This is a genomic window from Halomonas bluephagenesis, from assembly GCF_054790765.1.
Genome location: NZ_CP133631.1, coordinates 2,067,737 through 2,091,132, shown reverse-complemented (window position 1 = coordinate 2,091,132; position 23,396 = coordinate 2,067,737). Strand labels below are relative to the sequence as shown.

At 54.1% G+C, this 23,396-nt stretch carries 22 protein-coding genes and 1 other RNA gene; 9 read left to right on the top strand and 14 right to left on the bottom strand.

What is annotated here, in order from left to right; translation table 11 throughout:
- Nucleotides 1-44 precede the first annotated feature (44 nt).
- From gshB to REH51_RS09210, 5 genes are all read right to left on the bottom strand, one after another.
- Nucleotides 45-1,001, bottom strand: a complete 957-nt coding sequence (gene gshB / locus REH51_RS09230) for a glutathione synthase (protein WP_498935493.1) — start codon at nt 999-1,001, stop codon at nt 45-47.
- Between the two features lie 76 nt (nt 1,002-1,077).
- Entirely contained in the window at nt 1,078-1,782 is a 705-nt protein-coding gene (locus REH51_RS09225) for a CvfB family protein (RefSeq protein WP_498935491.1), read from the bottom strand.
- 298 nt (nt 1,783-2,080) lie between these two features.
- Nucleotides 2,081-2,836, bottom strand: coding sequence for a 16S rRNA (uracil(1498)-N(3))-methyltransferase (locus REH51_RS09220; RefSeq protein ID WP_498935489.1), 756 nt, complete (start codon nt 2,834-2,836; stop codon nt 2,081-2,083).
- Between the two features lie 2 nt (nt 2,837-2,838).
- Entirely contained in the window at nt 2,839-3,348 is a 510-nt protein-coding gene (secB, locus tag REH51_RS09215; protein ID WP_498935488.1) for a protein-export chaperone SecB, read from the bottom strand.
- A 73-nt stretch (nt 3,349-3,421) separates the two neighbouring features.
- Complete coding sequence (locus tag REH51_RS09210) at nt 3,422-3,844, bottom strand: rhodanese-like domain-containing protein (RefSeq protein WP_498935486.1); 423 nt, start codon at nt 3,842-3,844, stop codon at nt 3,422-3,424.
- Between the two features lie 252 nt (nt 3,845-4,096).
- On the opposite strand from REH51_RS09210, the gene gpmI reads away from it, so the two are divergent.
- From gpmI to REH51_RS09195, 3 genes are all read left to right on the top strand, one after another.
- Nucleotides 4,097-5,659 (top strand): 2,3-bisphosphoglycerate-independent phosphoglycerate mutase, encoded by a 1,563-nt coding sequence (gpmI, locus tag REH51_RS09205; RefSeq protein ID WP_009723378.1) that lies wholly within the window; start codon nt 4,097-4,099, stop codon nt 5,657-5,659.
- A gap of 5 nt (nt 5,660-5,664) precedes the next feature.
- Nucleotides 5,665-6,801, top strand: coding sequence for a murein hydrolase activator EnvC family protein (locus REH51_RS09200; RefSeq protein ID WP_039869076.1), 1,137 nt, complete (start codon nt 5,665-5,667; stop codon nt 6,799-6,801).
- 87 nt (nt 6,802-6,888) lie between these two features.
- Nucleotides 6,889-8,190 carry a S41 family peptidase gene (locus tag REH51_RS09195; protein ID WP_498935484.1) on the top strand — a complete coding sequence of 434 codons (1,302 nt, stop codon included), beginning with the start codon at nt 6,889-6,891 and terminating at the stop codon, nt 8,188-8,190.
- On the opposite strand, the gene REH51_RS09190 is transcribed toward REH51_RS09195, so the two are convergent.
- The 4 genes from REH51_RS09190 to REH51_RS09175 form a co-directional block, all read right to left on the bottom strand.
- Nucleotides 8,187-9,443 (bottom strand): UbiH/UbiF/VisC/COQ6 family ubiquinone biosynthesis hydroxylase, encoded by a 1,257-nt coding sequence (locus REH51_RS09190; protein WP_009723375.1) that lies wholly within the window; start codon nt 9,441-9,443, stop codon nt 8,187-8,189. The genes REH51_RS09195 and REH51_RS09190 overlap by 4 nt on opposite strands.
- A gap of 64 nt (nt 9,444-9,507) precedes the next feature.
- The gene (gene ubiH, locus REH51_RS09185) at nt 9,508-10,749 is read right to left on the bottom strand and encodes a 2-octaprenyl-6-methoxyphenyl hydroxylase (protein ID WP_498935482.1); all 1,242 of its coding nucleotides are present in this window, start codon (nt 10,747-10,749) and stop codon (nt 9,508-9,510) included.
- A gap of 86 nt (nt 10,750-10,835) precedes the next feature.
- The gene (gene pepP / locus REH51_RS09180) at nt 10,836-12,176 is read right to left on the bottom strand and encodes a Xaa-Pro aminopeptidase (protein WP_498935480.1); all 1,341 of its coding nucleotides are present in this window, start codon (nt 12,174-12,176) and stop codon (nt 10,836-10,838) included.
- 14 nt (nt 12,177-12,190) lie between these two features.
- Nucleotides 12,191-12,769, bottom strand: coding sequence for a UPF0149 family protein (locus REH51_RS09175; RefSeq protein ID WP_009723372.1), 579 nt, complete (start codon nt 12,767-12,769; stop codon nt 12,191-12,193).
- Between the two features lie 206 nt (nt 12,770-12,975).
- On the opposite strand from REH51_RS09175, the gene REH51_RS09170 reads away from it, so the two are divergent.
- From REH51_RS09170 to REH51_RS09160, 3 genes are all read left to right on the top strand, one after another.
- On the top strand, nt 12,976-13,284 hold the full coding sequence (locus tag REH51_RS09170) for a cell division protein ZapA (RefSeq protein WP_009723371.1): 309 nt from the start codon (nt 12,976-12,978) through the stop codon (nt 13,282-13,284).
- Between the two features lie 51 nt (nt 13,285-13,335).
- A non-coding RNA gene (gene ssrS, locus REH51_RS09165) (6S RNA) lies at nt 13,336-13,518 on the top strand.
- A 34-nt stretch (nt 13,519-13,552) separates the two neighbouring features.
- Nucleotides 13,553-14,185, top strand: coding sequence for a 5-formyltetrahydrofolate cyclo-ligase (locus tag REH51_RS09160; protein ID WP_009723370.1), 633 nt, complete (start codon nt 13,553-13,555; stop codon nt 14,183-14,185).
- A 406-nt stretch (nt 14,186-14,591) separates the two neighbouring features.
- Here the strand turns inward: REH51_RS09160 and ilvA are convergent, their stop codons facing one another.
- Complete coding sequence (gene ilvA, locus REH51_RS09155; RefSeq protein ID WP_009723369.1) at nt 14,592-16,106, bottom strand: threonine ammonia-lyase, biosynthetic; 1,515 nt, start codon at nt 16,104-16,106, stop codon at nt 14,592-14,594.
- A 160-nt stretch (nt 16,107-16,266) separates the two neighbouring features.
- Between ilvA and rpiA the strand changes: the two genes are divergently transcribed.
- Entirely contained in the window at nt 16,267-16,941 is a 675-nt protein-coding gene (gene rpiA, locus REH51_RS09150) for a ribose-5-phosphate isomerase RpiA (protein ID WP_498935478.1), read from the top strand.
- On the opposite strand, the gene waaA is transcribed toward rpiA, so the two are convergent.
- The 3 genes from waaA to REH51_RS09135 are packed head-to-tail and all read right to left on the bottom strand — an operon-like array spanning nt 16,933 to nt 20,739.
- A complete protein-coding gene (gene waaA, locus REH51_RS09145; protein WP_498935476.1) occupies nt 16,933-18,222 on the bottom strand; it encodes a lipid IV(A) 3-deoxy-D-manno-octulosonic acid transferase in 1,290 nt (429 codons plus the stop codon). The two genes, rpiA and waaA, sit on opposite strands and share 9 nt — an antisense overlap.
- Entirely contained in the window at nt 18,222-19,652 is a 1,431-nt protein-coding gene (gene hldE / locus REH51_RS09140) for a bifunctional D-glycero-beta-D-manno-heptose-7-phosphate kinase/D-glycero-beta-D-manno-heptose 1-phosphate adenylyltransferase HldE (protein ID WP_498935474.1), read from the bottom strand. Before hldE ends, waaA begins: the two co-directional genes overlap by 1 nt.
- On the bottom strand, nt 19,642-20,739 hold the full coding sequence (locus REH51_RS09135) for a glycosyltransferase family 9 protein (protein WP_009723365.1): 1,098 nt from the start codon (nt 20,737-20,739) through the stop codon (nt 19,642-19,644). Before REH51_RS09135 ends, hldE begins: the two co-directional genes overlap by 11 nt.
- On the opposite strand from REH51_RS09135, the gene REH51_RS09130 reads away from it, so the two are divergent.
- Nucleotides 20,738-21,481, top strand: a complete 744-nt coding sequence (locus REH51_RS09130) for a 3-deoxy-D-manno-octulosonic acid kinase (RefSeq protein ID WP_009723364.1) — start codon at nt 20,738-20,740, stop codon at nt 21,479-21,481. The genes REH51_RS09135 and REH51_RS09130 overlap by 2 nt on opposite strands.
- A gap of 42 nt (nt 21,482-21,523) precedes the next feature.
- Here REH51_RS09130 and REH51_RS09125 read toward each other — a convergent pair whose 3' ends face one another.
- Nucleotides 21,524-22,552, bottom strand: a complete 1,029-nt coding sequence (locus tag REH51_RS09125; protein WP_498937691.1) for a glycosyltransferase family 4 protein — start codon at nt 22,550-22,552, stop codon at nt 21,524-21,526.
- Between the two features lie 74 nt (nt 22,553-22,626).
- Here REH51_RS09125 and REH51_RS09120 point away from each other — a divergent pair, with 74 nt between their 5' ends.
- Nucleotides 22,627-23,385, top strand: coding sequence for a glycosyltransferase family 2 protein (locus REH51_RS09120; protein ID WP_498937689.1), 759 nt, complete (start codon nt 22,627-22,629; stop codon nt 23,383-23,385).
- Nucleotides 23,386-23,396: the final 11 nt, after the last annotated feature.

Sequence of the window (23,396 nt, the reverse complement as noted above, 5' to 3'; positions counted from 1 at the left end):
CGAGCCTCGCGTTATTAGGCGAATAGAACGTTTAACGGCATCGGTTAGTTAAGGCGACGTTCAATGGCATCCAGCAGCATTCCGGCAATGTTCGTGCCGCGCTGATCATCAATTTCACGTACACAGGTGGGACTGGTGACGTTAATTTCAGTTATGTAGTCACCAATCACATCTAAGCCAACAAACATTAGCCCTTTTTCACGAATCATGGGCTGCACCTGTTGAATCAACCAGTGGTCACGCTCGGTCAGCTCACGGCTAACACCACGTCCACCAGCGGCGAGGTTACCCCGAGTTTCACCCGCCGAGGGAATCCGCGCCAGCCCATAGGGCACGGGTTCACCATCAACTAACAAGATGCGCGTGTCGCCATCTTTAATTTCGGCTAGGTAGCGTTGCGCCATAATTTGCCGCTGGCCGCGCAGGGTTAATTGCTCAATAACTGCACCAATGTTGCGGCCATCGGGGCCGATATGAAAAATGCCAGTGCCGCCCATGCCATCAAGGGGTTTGAAGATCACATCACCGTGCTCCGCGTGAAAAGCACGCAGGATGTCATCACGGCTGGCGACAATGGTGGGGGCACAGCACTGGGGGAACTGCTGGGCAAACAATTTTTCATTACATTGCAATAACGCAGCGGTTGGATTAACCACCAAAACGCCTTCCCGCTCAGCAAACCCCAGCAGATGAACCGCATTGGTAAAGTCGGCATCTACAGGCGGGGCTTTGCGCATTAGCACAATATCCAGTTCCACCAGTGGGCGTTGAGCTGCTTCACCCAGGTCGTACCAATGGTTAGGATCGCGATGCACCGTTAACGGGCGCATGCGCGCATACGCCTGCCCGGCGTTCAAGAAAAGATCTTCTTGCTCCATGTAGTGCAGCGTGTAGCCGCGCTCCTGCGCCGCCCACAGCATCGCCATGGTGGTATCTTTCTTGTAAGCGATGTCGCTGATGGGATCCATCACCACACCGAGATGCAACGTTGATTGGCTCATCGGGGTAACATCCATACATAAACAATAGGAAAGCAGTATGCCGTACTGCCTGCACAGCTCCAACCGCTGCTAGTGGCTACTCGCCTTGTCCATCCGTTAACGCACCAGGCACAAGTCGGATAGCGCCAGGCTCTAGCGTTATTAACTGCTGCTTATAAAGTCGCCCTATGGCTTGCTTGTAAGCACTCTTGCTAACACCTAGTCGCGTTTTAATATCATGCGCGGAGCTTTTATCACCCAACGCTAGATATCCCCCGCTCTCACGCAGCGCCTGCAACACTTTATCGCCCACCACATCCAAGCGAGCCACGCCTGGGGGCAGCAGACAGATATCGACCCGACCATCTTCACGGCGCTGCTTTACATAGCCTTTCAGTGACTGTCCGCGGCGCAGCGGTTGGGTAATATCATCTTGATAGATCAACCCCCCATAGCGGTGATTAACCACGACTTTCATTCCAAGGTCGGTGCGGTCGGCCACCACCACGGCCACTTCATCACCTTTTTCCAGCGCCCAGGCGTCGTCTGTCAAAAAACGATCCAGACGCATGGTAGCCACAGGCCGCCCCTGGTCATCGCTATACAGCATTACCAGCACCCGCTTACCGGGATCGGGGCGAAAGCGCTGCTCGCTATAAGGCAGCAGTACATCTTTGGGCTGCCCCCATTGCAGAAACGCCCCCGTGCTATTAACCGCCGTCACGGTTAAATAGGCTACGTCACCCAGTTGGGCAGCGGCATCGCTAGCGGAGCGGGGAGAAGAGTGTGACTCACGGACCATGGGTACCGTCCTTACAGAAAGTAGATCTTCATTATGGTGCCTTGCGAACGCAAGGCAAAGCGCAGCCGGTATCAGTCAATTTGGCAGCGCATAAATAGCGGCTACTACCGCTTAAAATGGCAGCAGAAAGTCAGTAAGCACTTACTTACAAAAGCCCCCTGAAAAACCACACTTTAAAAATCAGCCCCTACAAATAGGTTTTTAAGAATAGGTTCTTATGAATAAGTTCTTATGAATAAGCTCTTAAAGTGAGCTTTTAAAAGCGAGTACTGGAAAGCGGGCACAAAAAAGTGAGTGCTTACACATCACCGAAATGGTGCTGCAGCAGCGTTAGCGCAACAACTGGCGCCGTTTCAGTGCGTAATACTCTTGGCCCGAGTGTCAGCGGTGTAAAGCCAGCGACAGTGGCTGCGTTAATATCTGCATCACTTAAGCCGCCCTCTGGGCCGATTAAGAGCGCAACTGAGGAGGGGCATGGCTGTTGCGAAAATACATTGCCCGTCGCTAGGTGAAGCATCAAGCGCAGCGGCTCTTGCCGCTCGGCCAGCCACTCATCCAGCGCTTTTGGTAGATAGATGGGCGGCACCACCGCACGCCCACTCTGCTCACAAGCGCTAGCCGCACCCGCCTGCCAATGAGCCAGTTTTTTCTCTTCGCGATCGCCCTTGAGACGTACATCGCCCCGCTCGGTGTAGAGCGGGGTAATCGCTGCAACGCCCAGTTCTACGGCTTTTTGAATGGCATAATCCATTCGATCGCCTTTCGAGATGGCCTGGCCAAGATGTACCGCCAATGGCGATTCGCCACTACCCGGCCAGACAGCCTCGATGGTCACTGTCGTTTGCTTGCGACCAACATCGGCTAAGCGCACGCCAGCTTCCTGGCCGTTGCCATCAAACAGCACCAGCGGCGCACCCACGCCCATCCTTAGCACTCGCGTCACGTGTCGCGCAGGGCCGTCAGGCAGCGTTAACGTTGCGCCCACTGCAAACTCAGCGGGCACATAAAGCCGGGGCATTTTGCCATGTGAGGCAACCCAGTCAGCAGCATGCATACTTAGTGAGTGTTCTCGGCTGCTTGCTGAGCCTCTTGCGCTTCACGCTGCTTGCGCTGGGCGTACATGGCTTCAAAGTTCACCGGCGCCAGCATCAGCGGCGGGGAACCACCACGATTGACGAGGTTGTCAACGCATTCACGGGCATAAGGGAACAGCAGGTTGGGGCAGAACGCGCCCAGGGTTTGCTCCAGCTGCGCGCCTTCGATACCGGAAATACGGAACAGGCCTGCTTGCTCTACTTCGGCAAGGAACGACGTAGTGCCCGTTTCGCTATCATTAACCTGGGCAGTCACCTTCACAACCACTTCGTACTGGTCATCGGCTATTTTCTGACTAGTAGTGTTCAGGTCCAGATTCACCTTGGGCTTAAACGCCTGCTTGAATACGGAAGGAGAATTCGGCGCTTCAAACGAAATATCTTTTACATAGATACGCTGTAAAGAGAACTTCAATTGGGGCTTTTCGCCTTCTGTGGCGCCTGCCTGCGGGGTATTGTTATCTTCCGCCATTGGGATACTCCTAATTACTCATCTGATAAAAAGATGCGCGACAGCGCATACGGTTTAATTACTTTCTACTTAATTACTTTTTCACCACCGGGAGACCATCGGCCTGCCACTGCACCATGCCGCCTTTTAGCTTGTTAGCACGTTCAAAACCTGCTTTAGCAAGTTTTGCCTGGGCAGCACCAGAGCTCTGGCCATGCTTACATACCACGATGATCGGCTGGGTTTTCACTTTCTCCAGTTCACTCATGCGGCTGTCGAGACTGCTTTGGGGAATATTGCGTGCACCTGCAATATGCCCCGCTTTAAAGTCTTTACTTTCACGGATATCCAACACCACCGCGTCTTCACGGTTAATAAGCTGAGTAGCTTGGGTGGAGGACACAGCATTAGTGGCGGGGCTGCGCGCTTCGTACGCCACCCATGCTATTAATACCAGCAAAAACGCCCCGACAAGTAGGGGGTGGTTCATTACGAATTCGAACAGCTGATCGATCATCGCGAACACAATCTCTTGGTCTATGCAGAAAAAAGCGGCCTAGCCGCCTCCAGAAACGCAACAAGTATACACGTCACACGGCATTCCGCGCAGGCCATGACGCCCAACGGCTGCCTGCGTTATGATGCCCCAAGCGCGCGCCTGTCGCGACCCTGATTATAAGGTGTTGTCTGAAAACTGTTTGAGCAACCTTCACCAACGTTTCAAACAGCACCTCACGTCGCTTGGCTGACCAACATAACGAGGTTTTTCATGGCTACAACTGCACCGCGCCCCGTGGCGCTAATCATTTTAGATGGCTACGGCCACAACCCCGATAGCGCCCACAACGCAGTGGCCGCTGCCAATACGCCCAACATGGACAAACTATGGGCCAACCGCCCTCATGCCTTTGTACACACCGATGGTCGCCATGTGGGTCTCCCTGACGGGCAGATGGGTAATTCCGAAGTAGGCCATATGAACATAGGTGCCGGGCGCATTGTGTACCAGGACTTCACCCGCATCACCAAAGCAATTGAAGACGGCGACCTAGATACCAATGAGGTGCTGACCAAGCCCATCGACGAAGCCGTTGCCAATGGCCGGGCTGTCCACTTGCTTGGGCTGCTTTCTCCCGGCGGCGTGCACAGCCACGAAGATCACTTTATTGCCATGGCGGAGCTCGCCGCCCGACGCGGCGCACAGCGTATTTTTGTTCATGCGTTTTTAGACGGGCGCGATATGCCGCCGCAAAGTGCACTCCGCTCGATCGAGCGTGCTAATGCGCGTTTGTCGGAGCTGGTGGGTGCTGACAACGGCTTTGTTGCCTCAATCATTGGCCGTTTTTATGCAATGGATCGTGACAACCGCTGGGAGCGCGTTGAGCAAGCCTACCGCCTGCTGACCGACGGCCACGCTGACTTTATTGCTTCCAGCGCTGAAACCGCCCTGCGCGACGCTTACCAGCGCGGCGAAACCGACGAATTTGTCGCTTCTAGCAGTATTCCGCTAAATAATACCGCCATTACGCTACAAGACGGCGATGCGGCGATCTTCCTCAATTTTCGCTCCGACCGCGCCCGCGAATTAACTCGCGCACTCACTGAACCTGATTTTGACGGTTTTGAGCGTCGAGTACGCCCGACACTGGCCGGCGACGGCTTAGTTATGATGACCCAGTACGCCGCTAACATTCCGGCACCAGCGGCCTTCCCCCCTTCGGATCTCACCGACACCCTGGGTGAAGTGGTTGCTAAGCGAGGCCTGACTCAACTGCGCATTGCTGAAACAGAGAAGTATCCCCACGTCACGTTTTTCTTCTCCGGCGGTAATGAAGCCGAATACGAAGGCGAAGAGCGTATCTTGGTGCCCTCACCCCGTGACGTTAAAACCTACGACGAAAAACCTGAGATGAGCGCCGTTGAAATCACCGATAAGCTGGTAGAGGCCATCGACAGTGGTCGCTTTGACTTAATGGTGTGCAATTATGCCAACGGCGATATGGTTGGCCACACCGGTGACTTTAACGCCGCAGTAAAGGCTATTGAAACCGTCGACACCTGCGTCGGCCGGGTAGTGGAAGCCATTGAACGTAACGGGGGCGCTTGCCTGATTACAGCTGACCATGGCAATGCCGAGCAGATGGTGCATCCAGAGACCGGCGCACCGCAAACGGCCCACACCACCTTTATGGTGCCGTTGATTTACGTGGGCGAGCGGGATGGCAAGCTGGAAGATGGCCGGCTGTGCGATTTAGCACCGACGCTATTGTCCATGATGAACCAGTCACAGCCCGAAGCAATGACAGGCAAACCACTGATTCATTTTGATTGATGCTGATGCGATGGACGTTAGCTGTCGCGCTCATGCTGGCGTTAGGTTATGCGCCAGCAAGTTTAGCCCAGCCAAATGAAAATGCAGCACGCCAGCAGTTGGATGCGATTGGCCAGGAGATTGAAGCTGCTGCCCAGCGCCTCAGTGCCACCGAGCAAGCACGGGATAGCGCCGAGCGCGAGCTGCGCCATGTGGAAACGGAGCTTGCCGAGACTCATCAGCGCCTGGATCAACTTCAGGCCGAGCGGCGTCAGCTGGCCGACGAAACGACCCAACTTCGCCAGCACCGAGAGCGCTTGGAAGGTGAGCGTGAAGCACAATACGCTGCGCTGAGCCAACAGCTGGCAGCCCTTTATCGACTGGGGCCAACGCCCCAGTTAAAACTGCTCCTTAACCAAAGCGATCCAGCCGAGCTGGATCGAATGCAGGCGTATCTAAATCGCCTGACTCAGGCGCGCCAGCAACGCCTTACGGATATAAGCCGCCTCGACCACGCACTGGCAGATACCGAGCAAGCGCTCAGTGAGCGTCAAACGCGCCTTGATGCGTTAGCTGACGAGCTAGAGGAGCAAAGCGCTTTACTTGCTCAGCGAACCGAAGAGCGGCGTGGCGTCGTAGCAACCCTTGATGATCGCTATGGCAGCGAAGAAGACCGCTTAGCCGACCTCAACCAAAGCCGTGAACAAGCCGAACAGCAGCTGAGAGCGATACAAGCGGAGCTGGCCCGTTTAGCTGAGCCAACACCAACCACCCATATCACCCGCACTCAGGGCGATTTACCCTGGCCTGTTCAAGGATCCATTACGGCAACCTTCCAGCGCAGAGACGGCGTGCACTATAACGGTATTGTGATCCGAGCAGATTCGGGCAGTACCGTAGCAGCCGTTCATACGGGCCGCGTGGTATTCGCCGACTGGATGCGTGGCTTTGGTAATCTGCTGATTATTGATCACGGAGATCAAATTATGACGCTCTATGCCCACCTGCAACAATTTAGTGCGCGGCCCGGCCAACAGGTAAGCCGTGGCACTGAAATTGGACGTGTTGGCAACAGCGGCGGGCAGACCCACCCCGCGCTTTACTTCGAAGTACGGCGTAGCGGTGAGCCAATTAATCCACAACGTTGGATTGCGCGCCGCTGACGGGATAAGCTGGCTCATATGAATTAACCATCACGTCTTAACTTATGCAGCGCCTTCTGGCGCTGCCTTTCGCCTAGCGGAGCTCGCATGACGCTATCTGTTACCAAGGTATCGGCCCCTGCCAAGCGCTTTTTGGCTAACCTACTTCCGCTTGTGCTGCTGTCGGTTCCGCTCCCCTTAGTGGCCCAGCCGGCTAATAGCGTTGCTGATGACCTGCCGCTTGAAGAGATTCAAACCTTTGCTGAAGTGTTTGAGCGTATTAAACGTGGCTACGTCGAAGAGGTTGACGACCGCACGCTATTGCGCAATGCCATGCGCGGCATGCTCAGCGAACTAGATCCTCATTCAGCCTATTTAGACGAAGAAGAGTACCAAAGCCTGCGCGAATCCACCCAGGGTGAGTTTGGCGGTATTGGCATTGAAGTAGGAACTGAAAACGGGCAGCTAATGGTCATCACTCCCATCGATGACACACCGGCTTCACGAGCGGGACTGTTGTCTCGCGATGTAATTGTGGCCATCGATGGAACGCCAACCGACAGCCTCTCGCTTCAAGAGGCGGTAAACCAGATGCGCGGTGAACCAGGTAGCCAGCTGCGTATTTCCGTTTTGCGAGCGGGTGAAGAGTCACCGAGAGAGTTCACACTGACGCGCGAAGTAATTCGCAGCGAAAGCGTTAAACATGAGGTGTTGGAGACAGGCTATGGCTACTTGCGAATTAGCCAGTTTCAGTCGCGCACCCCAGAGCAGGCACGTAGATCGTTAGAACGCATGGCTCGAGAGCAGCCGCTTGAGGGTCTCATTCTCGACTTACGCAATAACCCAGGTGGGGTTTTGCAAGCCGCCGTCGGCGTTGCCGACCTATTTCTGGATGAAGGGCTAATTGTGTACACCGAAGGGCGGCTTTCCGACACCGAAATGTCGTTTTCAGCATCGCAGGAGACACCCGCCGGTGACGTGCCGCTGGTGGTGCTGATAAACAGCGGTAGCGCCTCAGCAGCTGAAATTGTCGCAGGGGCGCTTCAAGACCAACGTCGCGGGGTGATTATGGGCACCGAAAGCTTTGGCAAAGGCTCGGTGCAGCAGATCATGCCGCTTGGCAATGGTGAAGGACTTAAGCTGACAACTGCTCTTTACTACACCCCCCATGGGCGCTCAATCCAAGCGCAAGGTATCGAGCCTGATGTGGAAGTGGTGCGCGGCCGCCTAGAAGTGGCTGAGGGACAACGCCAAATCCGCGAAGCCGATCTTGATGGTCACCTAAGCGGCCAAGACGCCATGCCCCGGGAACGTGCAGAAATGTCTCAGCGCCTGCGCGAGGATTATCAGCTAAGTGAAGCGCTGAACCTACTCAAAGCGCTAAACGTGGTGGATCGCCGGCGCCGTTAACGACACGATTGCGGCAGGCGTCCTCGTTCTCCGATAGCCTGCCGCATCACCAGTCGTTTTAACGGCACCAACTGATTCATACCACTCATCCCCATATTACGCGCCAGCGTCAGTGCGGGCAGCTGGCTACCGAAAAGCACTTTAAATCCTTTCATCAGCCCTAGCATGGCGCTGTTGTCTAAGCGCCTACGCCGCTCATAGCGACTGAGCGTGGTCAGCGCCCCCCAGGGTGCTCCTCGCTGCCATGCATTAACCACTTCCTCAGCCAGCACTGCTGCATCCATAAATCCTAGGTTAACGCCCTGCCCCGCTAGCGGGTGAATGCTATGGGCAGCATCGCCCACCAGTGCAAAATTAGGCTGTACGTAGTGAGCGGCGTGGCGCTGGATAAGCGGAAAGCGATAGGCCGCATCGACGGCGCTCACCTGACCTAAACGGTAGTCAAAGGCATCACTTAGCGCCTGTCCCAACGCATCACTAGAGAGTTCAGTAAGTTGATGTGCATGCTCAGGCGTGGTCGACCAGACAATTGAGCAGTAGCGATCATCACCGTTTACCGTTAACGGCAAAAAGGCCAGCGGGCGCCCGGCGATAAAAGCCTGGCGAGCCGTGCCTCCATGGGATTTCTCACACCTTACGGTGGTAACGACGGCCTCTTGCTGCATAGACTCTTCGGCCACCGAGATTCCTGCCAGTTCACGCATGGTGGAACGTGCACCGTCGGCAGCAATTAATAACGGTGTGTTCAGTTGGCGGCCATCATCCAATACTAGCCAGCGCCCGTTATCTGAGGTTTGCAAAGCCTCCACGCCAACCCCAAAGAAAGTGCTAACCGTAGGCAACATTCGTATCTGCTCATTCAAAGCGGCCAATGTCACATCGTTTTCAACAATATGACCAAGTACGGGTGCACCTGCTTCATCGGCGGAAAAATGGATGCTACCGCTCCCCTCCGCATCCCACACCTGCATATAGCGATAAGGCGTTATGCGCGTAGCGGCCATCGCGGGCCACGCCTTCAAGTGCGAGAGCAAGCGTTGAGAAACCGGCGTTAGTGCACTCACCCTGGGGGCAGGCGAGTGGTCGCCAAAAGCATCTAAGCGAAGCGGCTCTGCTTTGGTTTCTACCAACGCCACTTGCATCCCAGCGCTAGCCAGCAGCCCTGTTAGCGCCGTGCCGACCATCCCGGCTCCTACGATCACCGCGTCAAAACGTTCAACCGGCACATCTATTGCCGCTGTTTGCGTTTTCATAACGTTCCTTTAGTTGCTTTGCTGGATCATAGTGACGTTGCTGAGTCAGCAGCTACTTTTTGCGTCAGCGCTCTAGGCCCATTGCTCGGCGTGCCAAGCTGCGGCGAAGCGGGCCCACTAAATTAAGCCCCACCAGCCCGGCTGCTCGGGCGTGCGGCAGTAGAGGCAGCGAATAGCCAAATAGACGTACTAATCCATCGCTAAACCGAATCACATTAGAGCGGTCATGAGCACGACGTCGCTCAAACGCCAGTAGCGTTTCCATATCGCTCAGGGCACGCTGATTTTGGGCACCCTGCGCCAACTCCTCGACCAGATCCATCACTGAGCGTAGCGCCAAGTTGACCCCCTGACCCGCCACCGGATGCAGCGCATGGGCAGCATTTCCCAGCACTGCCAACCCGGGTCGAACCGGCTCTTCAGCAGTAATCAGTGAAAGCGGGTAGCTGAAACGCTGCCCCACCCGAGTAAAACGCCCTACTCGATCACCAAAGACAGCTTGTAGCTGGCGCAAAAACGCCGAATCAGAAAGCGCTAACCGCGCCTGCTCAGTGCCGCTGGCATGCGTCCAGACCAGCTCCATGGCCTGGCCTGGTAATGGCAGTAACGCAATCGGCCCCTCTGCCGTAAAGCGCTCGTAAGCCACCCCTTGATGAGGTTGGCTAATGCCCACGTGGGCAATGACGGCGGTCTGCTCATAAGAGCGATGACGACTACTAATACCCAGTTGCTCTTTCAGCCCAGATCGGCCGCCATCAGCGAGAATAGTCAGCGCCGCCGTTAGCTCACTACCGTCGGAAAGTATAAGGCGGTGACCGTTAGCTTGTGGCGTCAGTTGCGCCACCGTTGCAGGGCAGTGCCACTCAATCGACAGTTGCTGAAGCTGGTGATGCAACACACGCCCCATCCAAGCATTAGGAATAACATGCCCCAATGCCGACACACCTAACTCCTTGGCACTAAGCCTCGCGGCACCTAAGCGACCTCGCTCGCTGATATGTATACGCTTGATCGGGGTTGCTTCACTACGCATCGCCTCCCAAACGCCCAGTTGGCGAAAGCGCTGAGCGGAGCCTTCAGCGATAGCGCTGGCCCTAGCATCAAAGCTCGGCTGCCACGCTGAATTATCAACGTTATCAGGCAGGGCCGCCGCTTCAATAATTGCCACGCGCCAGCCATAACGTTCAATTAATGGCGCTAACGCACAGCCTAAGCTGGCACCGACCAGCCCGCCCCCCACAATAACAATATCGTGGGTGAGCGTTGCTTCCTGCTGGTGTTGTCTTACCTGCTTAGTCCCATGCATTGACATCTCCTACGGATAAACCAAACCCAGCAAACGTAATTTCGTAATGTAAATTACATAATCAAATAACAGTAAAATTTTACTGCTTATTTATTAGCCATTAATTGCTCTATATCAGCAATTTTTTTTGGCACTGCTGACGTAAGCACCTCTTGCCCATCCCGGGTCACCACGACATCGTCTTCAATACGAATTCCAATACCGCGGTAAGCCGCAGGAATGTCGTCATCGCAGGGAATGTATAAACCAGGCTCAATTGTGACGACCATTCCTTCGGCTAGAAGTCGCGGTGTCTCTTCATCCAGCCGATAAGCGCCTACGTCATGCACGTCTAACCCCAGCCAATGTGATGTAGAGTGCAGGTAGAAGCGCCGATAACTCTCATCGTCAATGCGCGCCTGCACATCGCCCTCTAACAATCCGAGATCGATCAGCCCAGCGGTTAAATCACTCACGACCCCTTGGTGAATCCCCGCCAGCGTGGCTCCCGGCTTGACGGCGTGCACAGCACGCTCTTGTGCATCTAGCACCACTTGATAAAGCGCCCGCTGAGCGTCGTTGAACCGACCGTTAACCGGGAACGTACGGGTAATATCCCCCGCGTAGAGGTCGAACTCGGCCCCTGCGTCAATCAGCACAAGTGTATCGGCCTGCAACGTATCGCTGTTCTCAATATAGTGCAGCACGCAAGCGTTAACGCCACCACCAACAATGGTGCTATACGCTGGCCCGCTAGCCCCCTGCCAAACGAATTCGTGCTCTAACTCTGCCTGCAACTGATACTCGCTTAACCCTGGACGGCAGGTACGCATCGCACGCGTATGCGCCCTGGCTGAAATAGCTGCCGCATGGCGCAGTAGGGCAGTTTCAGCAGGGCTTTTAATAAGGCGCATCTCATGAATAAGTGGCCGGCTATCCAACCACCCTTTCAATGCTGGCTTGCCCCGGCGCAGACCAGCCTGAGCGAAGGCCAACGCCTCTTCTGCAATACTTAACGCCTCGGGGTTATCTAACGGCAGATAGAGCATTGCGCGGCCTGCTAATAGACCTGGCAACTGCTCTTCCCGCTGGACATTTTCAATCGCTTGATCAATACCGTGTTGAGCCTCAATGCCCTGGGCACCAAGACGCCTACCCGTCCAGGCTTCCATGGTCGCATCGCGGTCTTGGCAAAACCCCACGCTTTGGCCTGCCTCTCGGCCAGGCAACAACACCAGCAATGCGTCGGGCTCTTGAATGCCGGTTAGGTAGTAAAAATCACTCTGCTGACGGAACGTGTATTCGCTATCGTGAGAGCGCGTTACCAAGGAAGCACTTGGCACCACCAGCGCAGCATTGGCAGGGAGTTGGGCGATGAGCGTTTCTCGGCGCTGGCGGTATTCTTCAGGCGTAATAGCGGCGGGCCGAGGCAGTGACTCAAGCAACATAGATAACTCCTGTATTAATGAACGGGGGCGTCGGTCTGCTCCACCTGGGGCATCCCTGGGTGCTGCTCGGTGTAGAGCAGCATGGCCGCCATACGCGCATGTTCCGTCAGCGCAAATAAATCATTTTCGTTCTCAGGGCTATCATCGATGTCTGTTTCGATCTGTACCAGTCCTGCAAGATCATCGATGGCCTCTTGTAGCGTCTTAGACCAGCGTTCGCGTAGCGCCTCATCAGCCACGTCCTCGACGACTTCCATAAAACCCAACGTCCACTCTTTCAGGCCCTGGGCTTGCTCGGCGAGTGAAAAAAGCTCATCGGGCAGCAGCGGCGTGTAATTCAAATCGCTGGCGCTCAATGCTTCCAGCGTTTGACGCCGCCAGCCCAGTAAACGTTCAGCGCTAGCCGCGTCTCGCGGCTGTTCGACACCTAAGCTTAGGCATACCTCTTCTAGCCATGCTTCAGCTGTCACGTCGCGTAGCGCTAGTAGACCACTAAGGCGGCCATCTAAAAATGCGGGCGACTGCATACTTCCATGAAGTAGAAAAACATCGGCGACGTCAGAAAAATCCTGGCGCTCATTGATTAGGGACATAGGTATTGCTCGCTGTACAAAATAGGGAATGAAGTCGTCGTAACAACGTGTCTAAAAGGGTGTTTAACCGCGGAAGGAATCTCACGACGCGCGCGCCTGTGCGTTGACCCCACATAAGCCGCTCTCTTATAGTGAACGCCAACTATCCTTCCTATGCAGCGATGTTAACGCATTGGTCAATAAAATGACCGGTGCTGGAGTTTTTGATGAGTAACGCGAAGCGGCCAACCAAAGAAATCACCCTACTGGGTCGCAGCTACATGATTGCTTGCGACACCGGCGAAGAAGCCAAGCTGGAACGCGCTGCTCGCTATTTAGATCGCGCGATGAATGGCATTCATGCCCAAAGCAACGCCCTTGGCAGTGAGCGGGTTGCGGTGATGGCAGCCCTGAATATCACCCATGAGTTACTTGAGATTATGGATGAGCACCGCGCGAGCGAAGCAAACCTTAGCCGCCTAAACGACCGCCTTGAACGGGCACTGGCTGACACACGCCAACAAAAAGAACCATAAGAACCTGCTGTTGACTCTTTGGCATTATCACTGGCTCTGTTAGGATAGTGGTGTTCTCTGGGGTGTACGCCAGTCGTTATAGTCCCTCGAGCCTATGCGAAGTACCCAGGGGGCCAAATGCTAGCCAAACCCGTGTGCATGTCCGTGCGTCGGAAAGCCTGACGGTTTGGCTGCGGCCACCCACCTGAACCAGTAGGTTCAGGGCCAGAACGACAGCGGCATTCTGGGGAACACTTAGTCTTAGTTAGCTCGTCACGAGTAGCTCGTTATGAACGACACTGCTGACCGCAGTACACTCGGCGATAAAACTGCGCTTCGCCGTGAGCTTAGACGTAGACGTCGCACCCTTTCCCCGAATCAGCAAAAACAAGCCGCTGCCTCTCTTTGCCAGCGCCTTAAACGGCTGCCTGAAATTCGTCGCGCGAGACGCATTAGTCTTTATTTACCGGTTAATGGCGAGATAGACCCGACACAACTGCTCCCTTGGCTTCGCCAGCGGAAAGTAAGCATTTACTTACCTGTATTGCGCCCATTTTCGGCTAATCGCCTTTGGTTTGTTGCTTACCGCGAAACCACCCCTATGGTTAAAAATCGCTTTGGCATCGCGGAACCCTGCACACGGTTTGCTGCCGAGCGACGTAATCGCCTGCCTGCCTGGGCGCTAGATACACTTATTGTTCCGCTGGTTGGGTTTGATAAGCAAGCAAACCGCATGGGCATGGGAGGCGGTTTCTATGATCGAAGTCTTGCTTTTATGCGCCACCAAGGGCCAGCGCCAACACTAATAGGCGTTGCTCACGCCTGCCAACAGGTGGATGCGCTACCCATCGAGCCTTGGGACATACCGCTGGACGTGGTAGCCAGCGACACGATGGTTATTCGACCAACAAAAACGGGCTGATCTTAAAGATCACCCCGTTTTAAACATCCACTAGCTAGGTGCAGCGTTTACGCTGAAAGCGCTGTGATTAACCTAGTAAGTTAACTCCCCGACAGCGCTTGCGCATATCCAGTGGCGAGTACCCCAAGTAAAAACACCACCGTTAGCGCCATCACCATATCAGGCTTTCTCCGCCGCATGCCTCATCTCCAACGTCTTTCACAGTTGCCAAATGCCCTTAGTGCGTCATCTAGGCAATGCTTATCAAAAGATGACACACCTCATTAATTTCGCCCACGACTATAGGGCCATAGAGGAAGACTGACAACTGCTTTCAGCGCTATTTTTAACGCGCCATTAAACGTTTCTAAAAGTTCATATTTCTTAGCAGCTCTGTATCCTGGGGTTAGTGAGCACTTACAATTGTTTACGCCATAAAAAGCCGATACGCTGGATTATCACTCTCCCGCCAATAACGGTAGCCAATCGCATCTAAGTACTCTGCGACATGTGTTTGATCACTACTCGGCACTTGCATACCGACTAGCACACGACCATAGGCAGCCCCATGATTTCGATAATGGAACAGTGAAATATTCCAGTCATGGGGCAGCTGGGTTAAAAAGTTCATCAACGCACCAGGCCGCTCAGGAAACTCAAAACGATAAAGCTCTTCTTCAAAGCGTTCACTAGGCCGACCACCGCTAAGATGACGAATATGCAACTTCGCCAGCTCATTATCGGTTAAATCTTCAACTTGATAGCCACCTTCACGAAGCTTATCAATCACCGCCTGACGATCTTCCCCACCCGGTTTAACTTGAACACCAACAAAGATATGAGCCTCGCTATTATCCGCATAGCGATAGCTGAACTCGGTCACCATCCGCTTACCCAGTGTACGGCAGAACTTTTTAAAACTGCCTGGTTTTTCCGCAATGGTTACTGCCAAGATCGCTTCGCGCTGCTCACCCAGCTCGGTGCGCTCTGCAATATGCTGCAAACGATCAAAATTAGTGTTCGCGCCAGAGTTGATACACAGCAGCGTCTCGCCTTCAGCGCCGGTTTGCTGCACATATTTCTTCAGGCCGGCCAACGAAAGCGCGCCTGATGTTTCTGCGACGGCGCGGGTATCCTCAAATATATCCTTCACGGCAGCGCACATTTCATCGGTATTCACCGTGATGACATCGTCGATTAAATCGCGCACTAATGAAAAGGGCACCTCGCCGATTTGCGCGACGGCTACGCCTTCCGCAAACACGCCAACCTGATCCAGTACAACACGCTCCCCAGCTTCCAGTGCTGCTTTTAAACAGGCGCTATCTTCGGCTTCTACGGCGATGATTTTGATATCTGGGCGCAGATATTTCACATATGCCGCCACCCCCGCAATTAAGCCGCCGCCACCAACAGGAATAAAAATAGCGTCTAAACGGCCGCTGTGCTGACGAAGAATTTCTACACCGATAGTGCCCTGACCTGCGACTACATCGATATCGTCAAACGGCGGGATATAGGTATAGCCGTGCTCTTTAATCAATTCTTGAGCATGTTCAGCAGCAGCGGCAAATGCGTCACCTTTTAAAATAACTTTCGCACCGCGGGCGCGCACTGCCTGAACCTTGATATCGGGCGTAATCCGCGGCATCACAATAACCGCTTTCACGCCCATTAGCTTAGCTGCCATGGCCAGCCCCTGAGCGTGGTTCCCCGCCGATGCTGCGATCACTCCCTTGGCCTTCTGCTCTTCAGATAGCTGGGCCATTTTGTTGTAGGCACCACGAATCTTGAATGAAAACACGGGCTGCAGATCTTCGCGCTTGATCAAAATTTGGTTATTGAAACGACGCGACAAAAAGGGAGCGGGGGAAATAGGGGTCTCACAAGCGGCTTCATAAACGCGGGCTTGGAGAATCTTTTTGACGGTTGCTTCGAGCATGCGGGAATCCCAGAAAAATAACGTGACCCTGACGGGTGCGAGCAAAGCCTTTATTGGTAGCAGATTACGCCTAGCGTCGTCTAGCGGCGTTTCCATCGGCAGTGGGCGCTAAGGCCGTTATACTAGGGAGCACTGCCTAACCCTGACGCAGGAAAATGTGATGACCCAAGATGAATTGAAAGCGGCCGTAGCGGACGCTGCGATTAAAGAGATTGAGCCTCATCTCGAAAAAGACACCGTGCTAGGTATTGGCACAGGCTCAACAGCGAACCTGTTTATTGACCGTTTAGGCCCGCTAAGAGATCGTTTCAAAGGCGCTGTTGCCAGCTCAGAAGCCAGTGCTAAACGCCTACAGGCGCTAGGTATCGAGATATTCGAGCTCAACAATGTTGGCGATGTACCTTTTTACATCGATGGTGCAGACGAAGTAAACGCTAACTTACAAATGATTAAGGGGGGAGGCGCAGCACTGACCCGGGAAAAAATCGTCGCCGCCTGCGCCAAGCGATTTATTTGCATTGCCGATGGTTCGAAATACGTTGCTCAATTAGGCAACTTCCCACTGCCGGTAGAAGTAATTCCCATGGCGCGCTCCTACGTCGCTCGGGAATTGGTCAAGCTAGGCGCAGACCCTGTCTATCGACAAGGTGTCGTCACCGATAATGGCAACCAGATTATCGACTGCTTTGATTTTATGATCGACGACCCAGCGTCCATGGAGGCACGGATTAATGCCATTGTGGGCGTGGTAACAAACGGGTTATTCGCTCAACGCGGTGCTGATGTGCTGCTGCTGGGTACAGAGAACGGCGTGGAACGACCCGCGTTACGTTAGCCACTGGCTAAGCCCATCGAGAGTGCGCGCTAGCGCTCCTCGGTTGTCTTCAACCACCTTTCGCCCAGCATGCCCAATGTGCTGGGCGAAAGGTGGACTTACCAGTAGCTCGGCCAGTGCGTCGGCCAAGGCGTCGGGGGGATCCACCACGCTTAATGCGCCTGACGACAATAGCGGCTCAGCCACATCGCTAAAGTTCTCAAGCGAAGGGCCGCAGAGCACCGGCTTACCCAACGCCGCAGGCTCCAGCACGTTGTGGCCGCCCAACGGCACCAAACTACCACCGACATAAGCCACATGGCCTGCTGCATAAAGCGTTGCTAGCTCCCCTAGCGTGTCACCCAGGTATATCTGCATTTGTGGCGTGACGGCCTGCTGCTGGCTGCGACGGCTGAGTGTCCAGCCGCCCTGGGCACACAGGCTAGCCACCTCGTCAAAACGCTGAGGGTGCCGTGGCACCAGTACCAATAACGCTGTTGGAAAGCGCTTTAATAGTTGGCGGTGAGCCTCCAAGAGCAGTGCTTCCTCTCCTTCACGGGTAGAGCCTGCCACCCACACTGGGCGCACGCCCCACGCTTGAAGTAAGCATTCACTCTCTTTTAAAGCCTTTTCCTGAGAAGGTACTTCAAATTTTAACGAGCCCACGACACGGGTTACTTCTGCACGACATCCTAAGGCTTGAAAGCGCTCGGCATCTTGCACAGATTTAGCAGCCAGCCATGTGACATTAACTAATGCACCCGCCATCAACGAGCGCAGGCGCTGATAACGTGCAAAGGCTCGCGGCGATAGCCGCCCGTTCACAACCGCAACAGGTACCGCTTGTTGGTGGCAAGCGTGCAGCAAATTGGGCCATAGCTCGGTTTCAAACAAAATGGCAAGGGTGGGCTGCACGCGGGCAATAAAGCGCTTGGCTGCACCTGGGAAATCCAAGGGTAGAAAGCAGTGCGCGAGCCTTACTTGGTCAGGTGCAGCTTGTTCATCAATTAGCGCCTGAGCTTGCTGAGCTCCAGTCGCGGTCATGGTGGTAAGCAGCAGGCTGTGATGAGGGTAGCGCGCCAGCAAACCTTCTATCAGCGGACGCGCAGCGCGCACTTCCCCCACCGAGGCGCAGTGCAACCAAATTCGTGGCGCTTGAGGAAGCGCACCCAGGCGCATACCAAAACGCTGCAAGCGGGAGTAAGTAAGTACTTGCTCCCGCCAAATACGCCATAAAATAAGCGGAGACAAGACATAGAGCGCCGCTGAATAGACCAGACGCGGCCAAACTGGCGACGCCATTAACCCTCACGATCCAAAATCGAGCTGATCATTGCGGTAGTCGATACACCATCTTCAAAGCCCAATACTTTAACGTCACCACCGTTGGCGATAACGGCTTCACCACCGGCAATATCTTCAGGGCGGTAATCACCACCTTTCACCAAGATATCCGGCAAAACGGCTTCAATCAGCGCCTGGGGAGTATCATCACTAAAGGGTACGACCCAATCGACAGCGCCTAACCCTGCCAACACTTGCATACGACGGTTAAGCGGATTTATTGGCCGTTTGGGACCTTTCAAACGCCCAATAGAGGCATCGTCATTCACCGCAACGATGAGACGGTCACCCAGGCGTTTGGCTTGTTCTAAGTAGGCCACGTGTCCTGCATGGAGAATATCAAACCAGCCATTAGTCATCACCACGCGCTCGCCGCGCAGCTGGGCAGCACGCACGGCATCGACCAGCGGAACTTGGTCAATCACCCCGAACTCAGCTAGTTTGTCGCCATGTAGCGCGGTGTAGAGTTCGGCTATCGAGAGCGTCGCCGTTCCCGGCTTAGCGACCACCAAGCCTGCCCCCAGGTTGGCCAACATCATCGCTTCCGGCAATGCATGGCCTGATGCCAGCGCTAGCCCCATCAGGCCAATCACGGTATCACCGGCACCGGTTACGTCGAACACTTCCTGGGCTCGGGTGGGTAAATGTAGCGGCGCATGGCCTTCTCGGATCAAGGTCATGCCTTTTTCGCTGCGGGTGATTAACAGCGCTTCTAACTCAAGCTCAGCGCGGAGCGCTTCTCCGCGCTGGGCAAGGACATCATCATTGACGCAGTGACCAACCACCGCCTCAAATTCGGTTAAATTAGGCGTAATCAAACTCGCCCCACGATACTTACTAAAATCTTGTCCTTTCGGGTCGACCAGCACTCGCTTGCCGAAAGCACGAGCCATCTGAACCAGTGTCTCGACCTGGTTAAGCGTTCCTTTACCGTAGTCGGAAAGAATCATCACATCGCAATCAGGCAACGCTTTTTCGACCTGTTCCAGCAGTGCTGTGGTATCGACGCCATCGAGGCGTTGCTCAAAATCCAACCGCAGTAACTGTTGGTTACGACTCATCACTCGCAGCTTCGTAATCGTTGGTATCTGCGGGCTTCGCTGAAAGTAAGTACTTACATTTGAAGCCGCCAAACGCGACGTTAGCAACTCAGCATTTTCGTCCTCACCCACGACCCCAGCCAGGGCAGCATGGCCACCGAGAGAGGCCACATTCAGCGCCACGTTCGCCGCGCCACCTGGGCGGTCATCGGCATCCTCTACACGCACCACTGGTACAGGCGCTTCGGGCGAAATACGCGACGTTCCACCATGCCAATAGCGGTCGAGCATCACATCCCCTACCACCAGTACGCGAGCGTGTTCCAGGGCGGTTAAATCAACTTTCATCCGAAGGTCCTGTTGTTGGCTGCGCTGCGGTATATGCCAGCAGCGCGTCTAACTTAGCAATCACGTCGTCGGCCTTGATTAAATCCATGGCATCCGCGTGGCGTACTCGCTGCCCCCAACTAACGTCATCTACCGATTTATTCAGATACGTGCGAACTGCTTCTGGGTAGGCGTTTACCGCAAAATCTCGCCAACAATAAGGCGCTGCGCGTTGGGGATTAGTGGTCGCGTAGAGGCCAAGCGTGGGTGTACCCATGGCATTACCCATATGCGCTGGCCCCGTATCAGGCGCGATAACCGCGCGGGCGTTATCGATTAGCGCCAGTACTCCTTTGAGCGACGTCCCGCCGATAGCATTAATCACGCTACCCGGCTGACACAGCGCCTCAATTTGGTCACCGATTTCTCGCTCTAATGAGCTACCGCCACCGGTCAACACGCTCTTCAGACCATGCTGTACCCAGGCATGTTCAATCACGCTGGCATAGCCTTCCACTGACCAATTGCGAAAGTTGCGCAACCGCGCGTTGCTACAAGGATTAATGACGAGATACGGAGCATCTCTGCTGACCCCATGGGCTTCCTCATAGGCCGCCGGAGGTACGGCCAAATTCCATTCCAGGCGATCATCTTCTACGCCTAGCAAGCGAGCGAAGTCCATAAACGATTCCAACACATGGGCGTTGGAATGCGGCGCAAGTTGATGCTGGGTAAACCAGTGCTGAGCATCTTTGGCGCGGGGCTTATCATAGCCCACCCGTACATTAGCCTTGAGACCAAGCGAAAGCACACTGGCGCGTATCGCCTGCTGCATGTGCAGCAGCACATCAAAGCGAGTGTCGGAAAGCGCTTTCCACAGGGCGCGCATGCCCGCAAGACCGGTGGACTTGTCATAGACAACAAACTCGACCCCAGAAAGCCCCGCCAGTAAACTGTGCTCCCCCTTGCCGATTATCCAGGTAATGCGAGCGTGCGGCCATTGGCGCTGTAACGCGCGCACCGTGGGCACGAGATTGCACACATCTCCCAATGCGGAGAGGCGCAAAATGGCAATATGGTTAGGTTGAGCAGGCAGAGAGGGCTTCATGCGCTTAGCGGCACTCCGGCAAAGAAATTGGCTGATTTTACATGATGCAGACAGTTTAAGTGACGCTGCCACGTCACACCAACTGTCGCAACCACTGATACGAATACGGTTACACCCACTTCAACCCGATCTATTCCATCAGGCCTATTGGCGTGAGCGTAATTTAATCGTTGGGGAAGCACCAGGAAGGGGTAGCAGTTTCTTCTTAAAGGCCAGTGATTCAGAACAGTGGGTATTGCGGCCTTATCGCCGCGGTGGACTCATTGCCAAGCTGAGTAAGAAACGCTACCTGTGGCTGGGTGAAGAGCGCACCCGTGCGTTTCGCGAGCTGCGCTTAACCGCCGCGTTGTACAACCTGGGGCTGCCAGTTCCGCGCCCCATTGCCTGCTGTGTTCACCGTTATGGCCCTACGTATGAAGCAGCGCTCATAACCGTCAGGATCCCAGGCGCTCGAGCACTTGCTGACTTATTGGCGGCAGGGGAAGCTAATGACGCTTTGCTTCAGCGCGTGGGCACAATGATAAAGCGCTTCCATCAAGCAGGCCTTGACCATGTTGACCTTAATGCGCGCAATATATTGGTCGACCCGCATGGCGAGCCCTGGCTGATTGATTTAGATCGCTGCCGCTTGCGGCCACCTGGCACTTGGCAGGAAGGGAACCTTGCCCGCCTTGAGCGCTCGATTAATAAATTCACTCAACACGCGAACCTACCTGCCATACGCCGAGGGTACGACGCATAAAAAAGCGCGCTTAAGACACAAATGACTAGAGACGCTGGGGCACTACAAAACGCGATAAAGTGATAAATAAGCACTCGCCATCGCCTCAGACGAGTAGTTGCTAAGCGTAGAAAGCGCTGTCGTCACTAATCTATTTCTTAACGAATCATCCTGCCTAAGTGCCACAATGCCTTCGGCTAATCTCTCAGCATTGTTGGGTGGAACCAAAAAGCCGGTTTCGAGATGCTTGACGATATCTGGGATACCGCCCACATCACTGGCAATGACCGGCACATTTGTATTCATCACATCCAGCAGTACTGACCCCAAGCCTTCGTTACGGGAAGGGAATGCAAATAGATCAAACGCTGGTAAATAATCGTTAACATCAGGTTTAAAACCCATCCAAACAACGTTACCTAGTTCAGCGCTCTCTTTATGAAGTAATGAAGCATCCTCCCCTCGACCAAAAAAGAGAAACAGTATTTCTGGATGCGTATGCGCTAACTGCCGAGCTGCCTCCAATAGCACACGCTGCCCTTTGTGACGGTCTACCAACGCGCCCACATGGCCCACAATAAAGCGCCCGCTGTAAGTATCTTGCAACGTTTTTGCAACCGTTAGATTGGGCGTCGAGGGAGAAAAGGCACTTGGGATTAAAGGTATGGGTTGAGGACTCAGGGAGCCAATTTCATTGGCTATTGCACTGGAAATAGCGACACAACGGTGGGCATTACGATAAAAAACCACGTTGCTCCACTTCCGTTTGATGGGCGTGTCGACGCGGCGGGGAAGAATATAAGGCGTTCGAAATAGTTTTTTATGCAGCCATGCCCAATGAACAGCCTTTGCCTCATGAGCATGAACAATATCTGCTTTTCCGGCACGCCAGTGCCCTGCCAACTGAGAGGTCGCATTAACAAACCGCACGTTAGGCGTATCAGATAACTCGTCGCGTAAAGGCGACAAGGGCTGGCAAACCAGGGTTTGCTGTTTTACAGCTTTACGTTTAGCGAGGGCTTGTATTAGTAGTACCGTTTGACGCTCTCCTCCTCGAAAACCCTTAGCCAGATTAACGTGAATAATTTGCAAAAGCGCCTCACTTGAATATTTTGGATATAAAAGCAGATATAATAGCATCCGTCGCTCATCCTAACAGGACAGTCATGCCCATACCCGCTAGCGTAAGCGTTGTTATCATCACTCGAAATGCTGCCGCCACACTGCGGCAAACCCTGGACTCTGTACTGGGCTTTGATGATGTCGTTATTTACGATAACGGCTCAAGCGACGATACGCTAAGAATTGCAGCAGACTACTCCAACGTATCGCTATATGAAGGTGATTTCCTAGGTTTTGGCCCGACCAAACGTCATGCTGTTTCGCTAGCAAAACATGACTGGATTGTGTCGTTAGATGCTGATGAAGCGCTGTCCCCGGCACTGGTTGACGCTATTCTTGCCTGGGTGGACAACGCCTCGCCAAACGACCTTGGTCAGATGTTGCGCGAAAACTGGATGATGGGCCGCCCCGTTCGCCACTCTGGATGGGGTAATGACTGGCTGATTCGCTTATTTAACCGCCAATGCCATAATTTCAACGATGCCATGGTTCATGAATCGATTGCGCTTGGCCAACATAGTCGTGTGCAACGTTTGACAGGCACCATTGCGCATACGGCGGGCACTGATTTATCTCAGTTTTTAGAAAAAATTAATCGTTACTCGAGTATTCGTGCCGACTCCGGCAAGCTCAAGTCATACCCTGTGCCCGTTATTTTTATAAAAGCGTTATTTGCCTTCATTCGCACTTACCTATTACAGCGCGGATGTTTAGATGGCTGGAGAGGTCTCGTCATTGCAGTATCTAATGCTAACGGCGTCTTTTGGAAGTATATGAAAAACTATTTAAAAACTAATCGCTAAACTTCAGAATT

Coding starts and splice junctions, on each gene's coding strand:
- gshB (WP_498935493.1), bottom strand. CDS start 1,001: ATGAGCCAATCAACGTTGCATCTCGGTGTGGTGATGGATCCCATCAGC.
- REH51_RS09225 (WP_498935491.1), bottom strand. CDS start 1,782: ATGGTCCGTGAGTCACACTCTTCTCCCCGCTCCGCTAGCGATGCCGCT.
- REH51_RS09220 (WP_498935489.1), bottom strand. CDS start 2,836: ATGCATGCTGCTGACTGGGTTGCCTCACATGGCAAAATGCCCCGGCTT.
- secB (WP_498935488.1), bottom strand. CDS start 3,348: ATGGCGGAAGATAACAATACCCCGCAGGCAGGCGCCACAGAAGGCGAA.
- REH51_RS09210 (WP_498935486.1), bottom strand. CDS start 3,844: ATGATCGATCAGCTGTTCGAATTCGTAATGAACCACCCCCTACTTGTC.
- gpmI (WP_009723378.1), top strand. CDS start 4,097: ATGGCTACAACTGCACCGCGCCCCGTGGCGCTAATCATTTTAGATGGC.
- REH51_RS09200 (WP_039869076.1), top strand. CDS start 5,665: ATGCGATGGACGTTAGCTGTCGCGCTCATGCTGGCGTTAGGTTATGCG.
- REH51_RS09195 (WP_498935484.1), top strand. CDS start 6,889: ATGACGCTATCTGTTACCAAGGTATCGGCCCCTGCCAAGCGCTTTTTG.
- REH51_RS09190 (WP_009723375.1), bottom strand. CDS start 9,443: ATGAAAACGCAAACAGCGGCAATAGATGTGCCGGTTGAACGTTTTGAC.
- ubiH (WP_498935482.1), bottom strand. CDS start 10,749: ATGCATGGGACTAAGCAGGTAAGACAACACCAGCAGGAAGCAACGCTC.
- pepP (WP_498935480.1), bottom strand. CDS start 12,176: ATGTTGCTTGAGTCACTGCCTCGGCCCGCCGCTATTACGCCTGAAGAA.
- REH51_RS09175 (WP_009723372.1), bottom strand. CDS start 12,769: ATGTCCCTAATCAATGAGCGCCAGGATTTTTCTGACGTCGCCGATGTT.
- REH51_RS09170 (WP_009723371.1), top strand. CDS start 12,976: ATGAGTAACGCGAAGCGGCCAACCAAAGAAATCACCCTACTGGGTCGC.
- REH51_RS09160 (WP_009723370.1), top strand. CDS start 13,553: ATGAACGACACTGCTGACCGCAGTACACTCGGCGATAAAACTGCGCTT.
- ilvA (WP_009723369.1), bottom strand. CDS start 16,106: ATGCTCGAAGCAACCGTCAAAAAGATTCTCCAAGCCCGCGTTTATGAA.
- rpiA (WP_498935478.1), top strand. CDS start 16,267: ATGACCCAAGATGAATTGAAAGCGGCCGTAGCGGACGCTGCGATTAAA.
- waaA (WP_498935476.1), bottom strand. CDS start 18,222: ATGGCGTCGCCAGTTTGGCCGCGTCTGGTCTATTCAGCGGCGCTCTAT.
- hldE (WP_498935474.1), bottom strand. CDS start 19,652: ATGAAAGTTGATTTAACCGCCCTGGAACACGCTCGCGTACTGGTGGTA.
- REH51_RS09130 (WP_009723364.1), top strand. CDS start 20,738: ATGCGCTTAGCGGCACTCCGGCAAAGAAATTGGCTGATTTTACATGAT.
- REH51_RS09135 (WP_009723365.1), bottom strand. CDS start 20,739: ATGAAGCCCTCTCTGCCTGCTCAACCTAACCATATTGCCATTTTGCGC.
- REH51_RS09120 (WP_498937689.1), top strand. CDS start 22,627: ATGCCCATACCCGCTAGCGTAAGCGTTGTTATCATCACTCGAAATGCT.